This window comes from Marinomonas vulgaris, from assembly GCF_018145875.1.
GTDB lineage: Bacteria > Pseudomonadota > Gammaproteobacteria > Pseudomonadales > Marinomonadaceae > Marinomonas > Marinomonas vulgaris.
Genome location: NZ_JAGSSV010000003.1, coordinates 1 through 12,808 on the forward strand (window position 1 = coordinate 1; position 12,808 = coordinate 12,808).

Annotated in this window: 10 protein-coding genes; 7 read left to right on the forward strand and 3 right to left on the reverse strand. The window is 46.9% G+C overall.

Translation table 11 applies throughout. The features are described from left to right. Window positions 1-132: 132 nt before the first annotated feature. The 3 genes from J9B83_RS03700 (at window position 133) to J9B83_RS03710 (ending at window position 4,022) form a co-directional block, all read left to right on the forward strand. Window positions 133-750 carry a LysE family translocator gene (locus tag J9B83_RS03700; protein ID WP_211535391.1) on the forward strand — a complete coding sequence of 206 codons (618 nt, stop codon included), beginning with the start codon at window positions 133-135 and terminating at the stop codon, window positions 748-750. Window positions 751-769: 19 nt separating this feature from the next. Then, entirely contained in the window at window positions 770-1,996 is a 1,227-nt protein-coding gene (locus J9B83_RS03705) for an MFS transporter (protein ID WP_211535392.1), read from the forward strand. Window positions 1,997-2,123: 127 nt separating this feature from the next. Continuing rightward, window positions 2,124-4,022 carry an LTA synthase family protein gene (locus J9B83_RS03710; RefSeq protein WP_211535393.1) on the forward strand — a complete coding sequence of 633 codons (1,899 nt, stop codon included), beginning with the start codon at window positions 2,124-2,126 and terminating at the stop codon, window positions 4,020-4,022. Here the strand turns inward: J9B83_RS03710 and J9B83_RS03715 are convergent. Both J9B83_RS03715 and J9B83_RS03720 read right to left on the reverse strand, forming a co-directional pair. Beyond that, window positions 4,019-5,935 (reverse strand): sensor histidine kinase, encoded by a 1,917-nt coding sequence (locus J9B83_RS03715; RefSeq protein WP_211535394.1) that lies wholly within the window; start codon window positions 5,933-5,935, stop codon window positions 4,019-4,021. The genes J9B83_RS03710 and J9B83_RS03715 overlap by 4 nt on opposite strands. A 7-nt stretch (window positions 5,936-5,942) precedes the next feature. Further along, complete coding sequence (locus J9B83_RS03720; protein ID WP_211535395.1) at window positions 5,943-8,114, reverse strand: EAL domain-containing protein; 2,172 nt, start codon at window positions 8,112-8,114, stop codon at window positions 5,943-5,945. Between the two features lie 203 nt (window positions 8,115-8,317). Here J9B83_RS03720 and gmk point away from each other — a divergent pair, with 203 nt between their 5' ends. The 4 genes from gmk to J9B83_RS03740 all read left to right on the forward strand — a co-directional run bounded on the left by gmk (window position 8,318) and on the right by J9B83_RS03740 (window position 11,862). After that, on the forward strand, window positions 8,318-8,941 hold the full coding sequence (gene gmk / locus J9B83_RS03725; protein WP_211535396.1) for a guanylate kinase: 624 nt from the start codon (window positions 8,318-8,320) through the stop codon (window positions 8,939-8,941). Between the two features lie 57 nt (window positions 8,942-8,998). Continuing rightward, on the forward strand, window positions 8,999-9,223 hold the full coding sequence (gene rpoZ, locus J9B83_RS03730) for a DNA-directed RNA polymerase subunit omega (protein WP_211535397.1): 225 nt from the start codon (window positions 8,999-9,001) through the stop codon (window positions 9,221-9,223). Between the two features lie 63 nt (window positions 9,224-9,286). Further along, window positions 9,287-11,404 (forward strand): RelA/SpoT family protein, encoded by a 2,118-nt coding sequence (locus J9B83_RS03735; protein ID WP_211535398.1) that lies wholly within the window; start codon window positions 9,287-9,289, stop codon window positions 11,402-11,404. Between the two features lie 71 nt (window positions 11,405-11,475). Then, complete coding sequence (locus J9B83_RS03740; protein WP_024024215.1) at window positions 11,476-11,862, forward strand: RidA family protein; 387 nt, start codon at window positions 11,476-11,478, stop codon at window positions 11,860-11,862. A 75-nt stretch (window positions 11,863-11,937) separates the two neighbouring features. On the opposite strand, the gene J9B83_RS03745 is transcribed toward J9B83_RS03740, so the two are convergent. Next, complete coding sequence (locus J9B83_RS03745) at window positions 11,938-12,783, reverse strand: NAD-dependent epimerase/dehydratase family protein (protein ID WP_211535399.1); 846 nt, start codon at window positions 12,781-12,783, stop codon at window positions 11,938-11,940. Window positions 12,784-12,808: the final 25 nt, after the last annotated feature.

Consider the following 12,808-nt stretch of genomic DNA (forward strand, 5'->3'; position numbering starts at 1 on the left):
ATGTTAAACTATATCGATAAACATTAAGTCATTTTCTTTAAATTGAAGCTATTTATAGAAAAAACTAAAAATAATAATTTCACATGATACCTCGCGCTTGATATGGTGCCGTCATTCACAAGGAGTTTTAAAATGACGTTTTCACTTTGGTTTTCGCTGTTCATTATTTGTCTATTAGGCGCTATGTCGCCAGGGCCTAGCCTCGCGATTGTGGTGAAACACAGTCTAGCTGGAGGGCGTGCGAATGGTCTGGCGACGTCGTGGGCTCATGCGGCGGGGATAGGGCTATACGCTTTGGTTTCCTTGCTCGGCTTGGCGGTGGTGTTTCATCAATTTCCCCTCTTATTTAAGGCGATTAGCTTAGCAGGCGCGGCGTATTTGGCGTATCTCGGGGTAAATGCTCTGCTGTCTAAAGGTGGCATTGCGACCAAGTTGGAATCTGGCCAAGCGGTTAGTGCGTTCCAAGCCGCCAAAGAAGGCTTTTTGATTTCCATACTCAGTCCCAAAATTGCGCTGTTTTTTACCGCCTTATTTAGTCCATTTGTGGCCACCATACAGGATATGAGCGGCAAGGTGATGATGGTGGCAACGCCTTTTCTCGTCGATGGTCTATGGTACACCCTCATTGCTGTGCTGCTTTCTAGCCCACGCTTGCTCAATAAGCTCAAACACAATGCGATGTTGATTGATCGCTTATCCGGTTTGGTCCTGATTCTGCTGGCCGGTTACGTTGTGATCACTGTGTTATAAACACCTCTTTGGAATACCCATGAAACGACTGCAACGCCTAGCGCAGCACAACGCTGTGTATTTACTTTTATTCATCCTGTTGATGGCGTTGAGTTTGCGTGGCCCCGTGACAGGAATCGCGCCGCTATTAAGCCGAATCAGCAACGATTTGGGACTAAACAGCTCAGAATCGGGGTTATTGACCAGTTTGCCTTTGCTGGCGTTTGCTTTTTTCGCTCCAGTGGCCTCGTGGCTAACGCGATTCTTCGCGATTGAACGTATTCTCGCAGCGGGCGTGGGCTTGATCGCCCTTGGCATGGTGATGAGAACCTTAGGATCGACGCAAACCTTGTACTTCGGTGCCGCCGTGATTGGCGCTGGAATCGCCATAGGCAATGTACTCTTGCCCAGTTTGCTCAAACGGGAGTTCCCTGAGCACATTATTCAGCTGACCGCCGTGTATGTGTTGATGATGAGCATTGGTGGCTTTTTGATGTCGAGCTTTGTTGTGCCGCTGAGTGTCTTTGCCGAAAGCGCCAATATCACCTTGCCGCTCAGCAACGCACCGATGAGTGGCTGGTCGTTTGCACTCGCCTGCCAAATCTTGTTTATTGCCTTACCGCTGGCGGTCTGGTTCAGTGGCAAAATCCCACTGCATAAAGCATCGCCAAGCCCCACCCTAGAGGTGTCTTCGTCTGTATGGCGCTCTCTGACGGCTTGGCAGGTAGCCGGTTTTCTCGCGCTGAATTCTCTGATGAATTACATTGTTGTGGCATGGGTGCCAGCGATTTTAATAAGCCAAGGTTACAGCGACACCACGGCGGGCTTGTATCAGGGCTATTTGCAATTAGCAGGCGCTGCGCCTTCTTTGTTGCTGGCGCCTTTTATTCATCGATTGGGCAGCCATCGCCGGCTTTGTTCTGTCTCAACAGGCTTAACCTTCCTAAGTTTAGTGGGCTTTTTGTTTATGCCAGCTTGGTCTGCCGTTTGGTCAGTGAGTTTTGGTTTTGGCGTCAGCATGGGGTTCATTTTAGGCCTGTCTTTTGTCGGCATGCGCACCCACAGCCCAAAACAAGCGGCGGCCTTGTCGGGTATGGCACAACTGATTGGCTATACTTTGGCGGCTATTGGCCCCGTCGTAATCGGTGCCCTGTATGACTGGCAACAGTCTTGGGATATTCCCTTGTATTTGCTGCTCGTCATTTGCAGTATTTGGATCGTTTTAGGCTGGTTTGCTAGCCCTAAACCTAAACCAGCAGTGCTATAATCGTCCATTATTTGTGTATTTAAGGACAATCACGTCAATGTATCAGAACCGAATGCGATCCCTTTTGGTTACCCTCGCACTACAGGCTATTGTTATCACTCTAGTCTTAATGCTTGGTCGTTATCTTATGCTTCAGTATTTTGCTTCGCCAGAAGAGCTCGCAAAGTACAGTGACGATGTCATCAGGATGTGGTCGATCGGGATACGATATGATCTTCGTATCGCAGGCATGTTCATGACGCTGTTTTATTTGGTAGGACTACTACTCTGCTCTCACCGTCTTTCATGGCGCTTTTTACAGGTAATAACACCCACTCTGATGGGATTAATTGTCTTCACTACCGCCATGGTGACCATCAGTAATTTTTACTACTACCAAACCTACCACAATCATTTTGACATCTTCGCGTTTGGCTTGGCAGACGATGACACCAAAAGTGTGCTGTTGAACATTTGGCAAGATTATCCTGTCGTGAAAGGTGTATTGGCATCTCTGTTTCTTGGTTATGTTTCTTACCGCCTAGCGAAGCACACATTGCGAGACCAGCCCCGTAAACCTTGGAACTTGGTAGTGTTTATTGTGTATGTGCTGATTGCATTTATTGTGCTGTTTCTCGCGGCACGAGGCAGTGTCGGCACCTTCCCCCTTCGTCGTGGTAATGCACAAGTATCTGAGCTTTTGCTGCTCAATAAACTGTCTCCTAATGGTTTTATGGCGCTGGATTGGGCCTTAAAAGACAAAAAAATGGACGCTTCTTTTGCGCCGGTCAGTCGAGAAAAAGGTCAAGAGTTAAAAGCCATACTCGGCTTCGATGGCATAGACGCCAAAACAGCGCCGAATACCTGGCTAGAATCCAACAAGCCTAATGTGGTTGTGTCTGTCATGGAGAGCTTTGGTAGTAACATGTTGGCTTTTGATCACCCTGAAAAAAACGACCTTTTAGGACAACTACGTGGTCACTTTCAAGAAGATTTTGTTTTTAAACGCTTTTTATCTGAAGACAACGGTACCGCACCATCGTTAGCGGCCATGCTGTTTCACAGCCCATTTGAAAACATCAGCCACGGCTCAGAGCAGAAAACAAAACTGCAAGGTGTGCCCTTTAATGTATATAAGAACGCCGGCTATAAAACCGTTTTTATCTCACCGGGCAACATGGCTTGGCGCAACTTATCAACCTATTTACCCTTGCAAGATGTCGACGTGGTGTATGACCAAAACACGCTGATGGGGATGTACCCTGAATCCGAAGCTGAACTGGGCGCTTGGGGCGTGCCGGACGATTACGCTTACCGTTTAGCCGAATACTTGCTCAGCGTCAGCCAAGAGCCCTTATTCATCACCATTTTAACCATTACTAACCATCCGCCTTATGAAGCACCCGCACGTTACGAGGCTTACCCTTATGCCATTACGCCCGATGTGGCAGCGCACACGGAAGATGATGCAGCAGCGGTAAACGATTTACTCAAAGCCTATCAATATGCGGCCGATGCCTTTGGTCAATTTGTCACTAAGGTCGAACAGTCTGATGCCGGCAAAAATACGATCATCGCTGCAACGGGTGATCATCAAATGCGCCGTTTGAACGCCACCTACCCTGTCGAACAAGCGCTTGATCGTGCCGTACCCTTTTATCTTCACGTGCCAAAAGCCATTTTGGAAAACACTGAATGGACGTATGACCCAAGTCGAGTGGGTTCCCACAAGGACATCTTCCCCACTTTGTACAACGTGAGTTTGTCAGACACAGAATATCGAACCCTTGCCGGCCGTAATATGTTGGCACCAGAAGACGACAAGAGTCGCGCTTTTGGGTATAACGTCACCCTATGGATCGATGAAAACGGTGCCTACCCCATGAGCGGCAAAGCGGCCTTTTACCCTTGGGAAAGCACGACCAGCTTACGCACCAGCGGAGACAGTGAAACGCCAAGCGAAGAGCAACAAAGCCGACAACAGGCTTTACCTGATTTATTGCGTTGGCAGTTAAATTCTCAGGTGCGCGGCTTTAAAACAGACTAATACTCTGAGTTAATATTCACGTCAGCAAAGCGGGGAACAGTCAAGGTGAAGCAGGAACCAACGCCCACTTCGGATTCGAATTCAATGCGGCCGTTCATCAATTTATCCACCCATTGACTGACGAGGTGCAAGCCGAGCCCGGTGTGATGCTTCACGCGGCCAGTAGTCATGAATGGCTGAAAGATGTGTTGCTTGATGTCGGGGGCGATACCGCGCCCGTTATCACGAATGGATAAAACGAGTGACTCTTGGTATTTCTTGGCCGTAAGTGTGATCACGCCTTTATCGCGGTGATGAAAGGCGTGATCAAGGGCGTTATCAACGAGGTTTTGAATGATTTGCGACATGGCTCCCGGGTAACCCAACATGTCAATGTCGTCAGGACAGTCAATATCAAGACGAATATCGGAGCGCTTTTTAAGCACAGGTTTGTAAGTAAACACTATATCGTTAACAACATTATGCAATTGAAAAGCTTGAATCTCTTGGGCCGTGCGATCAGACACAATGCGTTTAAAGCTCGCCACAACATCCAGCGCGCGAACCAAGTTTTTATCCGCAATAGACAAAGACTGATTGATGCCTTTGCTCACTTCACTCGGTATCGCCTTTTCTTCTTTGTTCATCCACGCTTGGCACGACGACAAGGCCATTCTCACACCGCCCAATGGCGTGTGCATTTCATGGGCCAAACCAGCTAACATCAAACCTAAAGACGATAATTTGCTCGTTTCGACCAACTCATCCTGTAAATCCACTAATTGTTTGTTCGTGCGGCTGAGCTTTTCGTTGGCACGCTCAACGAGGGCTTTTTCTTGTTTTACCAAGGTTAGTAGCCGGTAGGTTTCGAATTGAGCGGTTATTTGCCGCCACACCAACCAAAACACAATGTAGAAGACAAAACCCGCGATACCAAAAATGGTTGCGATCAAGGTCAACCGCCAAGACGCTACCGCCTCTTCATAAGATCGCGCTATAAAAAATAACGGCGGAACACCAGTTTGCTGCGTCACATCGTCTTCATCCAGATAGACTTTATGTAGACTCCACAACCGATGACTGTCGAACAAATGTTCTCGCTCATTCATCTGGTTCATTTCTTCCCAAATCGCCGGTGCAGTCACCTTTATATTGGCCCCTTTGTCATCTGGGTATAAAATGCCTCCCCATTCCAAAAGTGGATCTTGGGAGAGCACCCAGTACCCATTGGCATCCAAGATTTCTACGTACAGGCTTTCACGGTTAAAAGAACGAATCGCGTCAAACAACGGCGTCAAGTCATAATTGACAACCAATATACCGGGCACATCTGGGCTCACTTGCACCACGCCACGAATAGTCGGCTGCAACGGTCGAATGATTTCTTTATTTTCAATGTTTAGATCTAGGGAGGAAATCAAGACATCATTGCTCGCCGCTTTTGGCACAATATCCATATAGTGTCGATCGGATTTGTCTTGCAATTGATTATTAGGTACTCGTGTTGTAAGACCATTTTGAGAATTGATACGAATGAGCTCTTGCCCTTCTAGACTCAACCAACGCACTTGAGAAATCAGATTAGAAGTTTGAGCAAACCGTGTAAATTCGGCCACAATTTGATCTTCCAATGGCGCTAATAAAAACTCAGTTTGGTTGGCATCTACAAATGATTTGCCTTCTTGTAAGACTAGGCGTGCTCGAACACTGTTGCGCAACAACAAGGTTACACGCTTAATATGACCCACTTCTCGGCTAAAAGCACTCACACTTCGAGACAAAATATCGGCCTCATTCAGCGCCAGTTGACTTACCTTACTGTCCCAGAAAAATCGGTAACTACCCCAGCTTAACAGTAGAATAAAGACTAAAATGCCTGATAAGCACACTATTAATAGTGGTTTTTTTTTGCTGGCACTCTGTCCAATAAACATTAAACGATCAATCCGCTTGAGCCCATTTTAATGTTTTCTCCAATGACATCGGCTTAGCAAACAAATACCCTTGTCCATGTTCACAGCCAAGAGATAAAAGATGATTTTTTTGCTGCTCAGTTTCAATACCTTCTGCGATTACATTAAAGCCAAGGTTATGCCCAAGCTCAATAATCATTTTCAAAATTTTCCAATCTTTCTCCGATTCATCCATGCGCCAGACAAAGCTATGGTCAATTTTAATGGTCGAAACGGACAAGGTTGATAGATACGCTAAGGAAGAGTAACCCGTACCAAAATCATCAATATTGATACCGACACCTAAATCCTTCAACGCCGATAAATGAGCATTGATGTAACTTTTTTCTTCAATAAATTGCGACTCTGTGATCTCTAATTCGATCATATCGTAAGGCACATCTTCTTCAGCTAACAAGCTATTGAAGCAATCAAAATAATCTGGACGTATGATCTCGCTGCCTGCCACATTGACCGAAATGGGTACATGTACACCAATGGCTTTTAGAGCATTAATTGCCCTACAGGATTGCCGAACCATTTGCTGGTCCAACTTATCGATCAAGCCGCTGCTTTCTGCCAAAGCAATAAACTGATCAGGTGGAATAAAGGTACCGTCTTTATAGATCCAGCGCGCTAATGCTTCGAATCCAATAAGGGTGTTGGTTTTAAAATCCAATTTGGGTTGAAAATACGCCACAATCCCATCGTTGACGATCGCTTCTCTGAGGTCTTTGAGTAATTCATAGCGACCGAACATGGCCTCAGCGAGCGAGTCTGAAAACGCCAAAAACGACACACCATCGTATTTAGCCCGTTCTAAAGTGCTTTTGCCCACACTGACTAACTGCTCAGCGTTGTAAGAAGGAAAATCACTAAACTTCACCAAACTAACCGTTAAATCTAAAGCATAGGTCGCACTATCGACGGTCACACTGGAATGAATCACGCGCTCCAATGAAGACGCATTGAACGTCTGCTCACCGTATACCAAGAGCACCAGTGTATCGCGCTCCAACAAAGAAATGTCTACTGAACCATCAAAAAACTGGCTGAGGTGTTCATACAAGGACAGGGTCAATTGGTCGCAATACTTGCTGCCCAACACCGATTCTGTGTACGCCAAATCCTCCACATAAAACATCAGAAGTGTGGCTTTTTCCCGCTCCCATGAAAACATGTCGCGGATTTCACGCACCAACCAGTTTTTGTTATGGATGCCCAACGTCGGCTCTATGTAAGCCAATTCCGTGAGTTTATTGTGCAGAGCCACATTACGAAAACCAGCACGAATATTTTCACAAAAAACTTGCAGTAAATTGATCTCATTCGACATCAACTGGCGCTCTAATTTCACCACCACCAAATACTCGAGGCCATCGAGCTCTTTGCTGGAGAAATAGAGCACGGAAAAGCCTTCCAAAAAAACGTGACTTTTTTGTGTGTTGGCCTGCTCTACTGCATTTTTTAATACGGTGTCTTCGATAACCGACAAAAAATGTTTGTGCGTATGCTGAGAAAATTCGCCGCTACCTGCCACAATTAAGGCTTTGTCGATCGCTTCGTCTTCAGGGTGATAGAGACAAACAATGCCGCCATTTTTTACTTTCAGCAGCAAGGCAATTTCTTCAAGAATGGAATGAGAGTAGTCGGTAATATCGCACTTTGCTGCTAAGCGTTGGCTCGCTGCTAACAATAACTGCATACCATGACGCGCTTCTTTCATGTCCGAAAGGTGCTCCCAAGTGCGCAGGTTGCTTAACACAATGGTTTGCAGATGAGCTTGAGTAAGGTCGGATTTACACCAGTAATCATCGATGTCGTATTGGCCAATTAAATCGTCTACGGGTGCCATCCCCGGCTGCCCAGTCAATAACACGATGCGCATTAGATCATTGCCAATAACATCTCGAATAATTCGGATCAGACGCAAGCCAGCTTGGTCGGTTTCCATCACCACATCTAAGAACACCACGGCAATATCTGGGTTCGCAGCGATCACAGTGGCTGCTTCACTGGCCGACGCAGCAGTCAGAAACTCCACCTTTTTGCCGTCGTAATTAAGTGCGCTTAAGCCATTAAGCAAGGCTTCTTGATAATCTGGATCATCTTCCACTGACAGTATTTTGCAGTATGCTCGTTTATCGGAAGGTAAGTCCATTGTGTCCCCTTGTGCGTCTTTTTATAGAGTGCCACGTTTTAACTGATGCAATAAGCCACTTCATCAGCTTTGAGTTTAGCCTGAATAAATCTTAATTGCTCAGCAAATAATGGACAACCTCAGCGGCGATGAAAAGTGGTCGTTCCTACGTCTCATGATATAGTAAAATATTAAATAAACTGAAAGGCGGACAACACAAGCTCATGTTGAAACATAAAGGTAATCTCTTCATCTTATCGGCTCCTTCCGGCGCAGGCAAATCTACCCTATATAAGGCATTGCTCAATCAAGATGATAAGGTACGAATTTCCATTTCTCATACCACACGAGCACCACGTACCGGCGAAGAGCATGGTCGTGAATATTACTTTGTCGACGACGAATTCTTTTTAGACATGATAGCTGAAGACGCCTTTTTTGAGCATGCGCAAGTTTTTGATAACTACTACGGCACCTCTAAAGAGTCTATCTTCAATATGTTAGAGCAAGGACTGGATGTGATCTTAGAAATCGACTGGCAAGGCGCCCGCCAAATACGCCAGATATACCCTGAAGCGATCGGCATATTCATCTTACCGCCTTCTCTTGCTGACCTAGAAAGCCGCTTAAACAACAGAGCCACCGATACCGCCGAGGTCATCCAACGGCGCATGGCAAAAGCGGTCAACGAAATGTCCCATTACCATGAATACGATTTTGTCATCATCAACGACGACTTTGATGCGGCCCTCACACAAATGGCGGCAATTTTTAGCGCTATGCGCTCGAAAACACCGATTATGCAAGAAAAACATGGCAATCTTATAAATGATCTCTTGTCATTGTAAGAAGCCGTTAAGTAGAATTACCTTTGGAAATATAGATAACCGAATACAGAGGTCAAGATGGCTCGAGTTACCGTAGAAGATTGTTTAGAAAACGTTGATAACCGCTTTGAATTGGTGATGGTGGCGTCTAAACGCGCTCGTCAGCTTGCCACTGGCGGCGAAGACGCAAAAGTGCCTTTAGAAGGCGATAAAGTGACGGTTGTCGCCTTGCGCGAAATCGCAGAAAACGTGATCAACGTGCATAATGTTGATCAACAAAAACGTCCATTGCACGAGTTTTAATCTCTATGGTGTCGCTCATAGCACAGCTCTCGCACTTTGTTTTTGCCTTAGTTGGGGTGAGCGATGTATACCGTTGAAGATTTAGCACAGACGTTAAGTCAATACTTACCTTACGACCAAGTCGCTAAGGTAAAACGCGCCTACTATTACGCCGAACAAGCCCACGATGGCCAACGTCGTAAAAGTGGCGAACCTTATGTCACCCATCCTCTCGCTGTCGCCGAAATTCTCTCCGAACTTCGTATGGATTGTGATGGACTGACTGCGGCACTCTTACACGATGTGATTGAAGACACCGGCATCAGCCGCGAAGCACTTACCGAACAATTTGGTGAAGGCGTAGCAGGGCTTGTCGATGGTGTGAGCAAACTGACTCACCTTGAATTCAACAGTCAGATCGAAAAACAAGCGCACAACTTCCAAAAAATGGCCATGGCCATGGCCGATGACATTCGCGTTATCTTGGTAAAGTTAGCCGATCGTTTGCACAACATGCGCACCCTAGATGCCATGCCGGCGCACAAAAAACGCCGTATCGCCCGCGAAACACTGGATATTTATGCCCCCATTGCTAACCGCTTGGGCATGTACAATGTTCGCGTCGATTTAGAATCTCTCGCCTTCCAAGCCTATTACCCCATGCGAGCGCGCATGTTGCAGCGCGCCATCCATAAAAAATATGGACAGCAACGCATCAAAGATACACAAAAGCTGGAAGACCATATTCGCGCTGAATTAGCCGCCGATTACATTGAAGCCAGCATCAGCGTGCGAGAAAAGCACATTTACAGCATTTACCAGAAGATGGACAAAAAACGTCGATCTTTAGCGGAAATCATGGACGTGATGGGCGTACGCATCGTCACCGATCGCCACGACAGCTGTTATCGTATTCTTGGCGTCATTCACGCCCTGTTTAAACCGATCGAAGGGCGTTTTAAAGATTACATTGCGGTGCCAAAATCCAACGGTTATCAGTCGCTCCATACCACCGTATTGGGTTCCAATGGCATTCCGATGGAAGTGCAAATTCGTACCGAAGAAATGGACTTAGTCGCCAACAATGGCATCGCTGCACACTGGGCTTACAAGGTCAGTGGTACGTCAAGCATGCCAAGTAACCACGATCGTGCGACAAAATGGGTGAAAAGCCTGTTAGAAATTCAACAAAAAGCGCGCAATCCTGTGGAATTTGTCGATAACGTGAAAAGCGACCTATTCCCCGACGAAGTGTACGTTTTCACGCCTAATGGCCAGATCATCGAATTACCTTCTGGTGCTACACCGGTTGATTTCGCCTATGGCGTTCACACAGAAATCGGCAACACCTGTATTTCGTGTCGCATTAACCGACGCTTGGCACCATTAAGTACTCAGCTTGAAAGCGGCCAAACGGTAGAAATCATCACCGCGAAAAACGCCCAACCGAATGTGGCCTGGTTGAGCTTTGCGATTACCGGCAAAGCGCGCACTAACATCCGTCATTATCTCAAAGACAAACAGCGCGAAAACGCCATTTCCATCGGTAATCGCCTGCTAACACGCTCGCTTAATGCGTTTAAAACCAACATTGATGAATTGACCACCGAACAAATCGACCAGGTTTTAGCCAATCATCAGCTCACATCGTTAGATGACTTGCTTGAGTCCATCGGCAAAGGTCGTCATGTGGGCTATTTAGTTGCCCGAGAACTCTTCCCAAATTACGACGAAGAAACGCTGATCACACCAAAATCCTTCAAGGTAAATGGCTCAGAAGGCATGCTTATTTCTTATGCGAAATGCTGTGCGCCGATACCGGGCGATCCGATTGTAGGGTCTGTGCAAGTTGATAAAGGCATTGTGATTCATCACACTAACTGTCCAAATGTACAAGATCATTTATCTAATCCAGAACGCTTTATTCGTATGGCGTGGGGCAAGGAAATTGAAGAAGAGCTGAACATCAGCCTGATTGTGACCTATATTAATGAGCGTGGCGCCGTGGCGAATATCGCCAGTTCCATCAGCGACACCGACTTCCAAGTGTCGAATCTCGATATCATCGAGCGTGGCCGCGTCAGTCGCTTGCGTTTGAACATTACTATTTCCAGCCGTGTGGGCTTGGCGGATGTGATGCGTCGTATCAAAGCGGTGCGCTGTGTCGAAAAAGTCACCCGCGAAACCATTGTTGGTCGTTAATATCTCATTTAAGCAACCCATGGCGACTGTTTAAGCTCGTCATTTATTTTCTTTTTAAAAGGATACTTATCATGTCAAAGCAAGTCATTCACACTGAAAACGCACCAGCTGCCATCGGCCCATACTCTCAAGCGGTTCGTGCTGGCAACACAGTGTACTTGTCGGGCCAAATCCCATTGGTTCCAGAAACCATGGAAGTGATCAGCGAAGACATCGTTGAGCAAACCACACAAGTGTTCAAAAACTTGCAAGCTGTTTGCGAAGCGGCAGGTGGTTCTTTGGAAAACGTAGTGAAATTCAACATCTTCATGACTGACCTTGGCAACTTCGCGACAGTAAACGAAGTGATGACGCAGTTCGTTAAACAACCTTACCCAGCGCGCGCGGCCATGGGCGTTCGCGCCTTGCCAAAAGGCGTTCAGGTTGAAATCGAAGGCATCATGGTGCTAGAAGACTAAGCGCTCTTTTTAAGAAGCGACTAGTGTAAAAAAGAGGCTTCGGCCTCTTTTTTTCATTTCATTTTCTGTTGTCGATTAAGAGGACAACATCTTAAACGCCTCGATTAAATCCCGATACCCCGCCACATAACTTGGGTAATTGAGTCGCCAACCTTGTGACAATAAATACTGCCCTTGAATACGTTTTCCCGATGCCGGCACAAAATCTTTCCCTGCTCCCGCCATGATCTTGGCATCCAAACAGCTTGCCAGCCAAAGCTTTAATTCCCACATAGAAACCGGCGTTTGATCGGTCACAATAACATGTTCAGGCAACCGATTTCCCTTCAAAGCCAGTTGCGACAATAGTTCCAATGCGGACACCACATCGTCGCGATGTACTCGGTTCGTCCAACTGTTGGCTTCCCACGGTGTTTCGCTCTGTACTTTTTCCAACATGCGAAAACGCCCTGGGCCATAAATGCCCGAGCAACGCACGGCCACGCTAGGGAAGACCGCCGACAAGGCCAACTCAGCTTCGAGCAACACCTTAGCGGTGGCGGAATGGGGTTGCGCTGGCGTTGAATCGTCGATCCATTGCCCTTCATTTTGCCCATACACACTAGTGCTCGACACAAAAAACACCGTGGGCGGCGTGGCTGTCGAGCCGTATCGACGAATCAACACCTGCGCGGTGTCAAAATACGCCGCTCGGTAAGCATCTTCATGGCGGCCTTGCGGCGTCATGATCAAGAACACCAGATCCACCTCGGGCAGCTGCGTATCGTCCATCGTCAGCAAGTCGCCGGTTTGACCGACCACGCCATCAGGAAAGGCACGCTGGGTACGTCGAATACCAGTCACTGTGTGCCCTTGCGCCACCAGCTTTTCCGCCACGCCTGAACCCAAATCGCCGCAGCCTGCTATGAGTATTTTTGCCATGTTTGTTCTCCAAACCCTGAAGTAA

Excerpts from the sequence above, each read along its gene's own strand:
- J9B83_RS03715 (WP_211535394.1), bottom strand. The coding sequence starts at position 5,935 with ATGTTTATTGGACAGAGTGCCAGCAAAAAAAAACCACTATTAATAGTG.
- J9B83_RS03705 (WP_211535392.1), top strand. The coding sequence starts at position 770 with ATGAAACGACTGCAACGCCTAGCGCAGCACAACGCTGTGTATTTACTT.
- J9B83_RS03735 (WP_211535398.1), top strand. The coding sequence starts at position 9,287 with ATGTATACCGTTGAAGATTTAGCACAGACGTTAAGTCAATACTTACCT.
- J9B83_RS03720 (WP_211535395.1), bottom strand. The coding sequence starts at position 8,114 with ATGGACTTACCTTCCGATAAACGAGCATACTGCAAAATACTGTCAGTG.
- J9B83_RS03740 (WP_024024215.1), top strand. The coding sequence starts at position 11,476 with ATGTCAAAGCAAGTCATTCACACTGAAAACGCACCAGCTGCCATCGGC.
- gmk (WP_211535396.1), top strand. The coding sequence starts at position 8,318 with ATGTTGAAACATAAAGGTAATCTCTTCATCTTATCGGCTCCTTCCGGC.
- rpoZ (WP_211535397.1), top strand. The coding sequence starts at position 8,999 with ATGGCTCGAGTTACCGTAGAAGATTGTTTAGAAAACGTTGATAACCGC.
- J9B83_RS03745 (WP_211535399.1), bottom strand. The coding sequence starts at position 12,783 with ATGGCAAAAATACTCATAGCAGGCTGCGGCGATTTGGGTTCAGGCGTG.
- J9B83_RS03710 (WP_211535393.1), top strand. The coding sequence starts at position 2,124 with ATGCTTCAGTATTTTGCTTCGCCAGAAGAGCTCGCAAAGTACAGTGAC.
- J9B83_RS03700 (WP_211535391.1), top strand. The coding sequence starts at position 133 with ATGACGTTTTCACTTTGGTTTTCGCTGTTCATTATTTGTCTATTAGGC.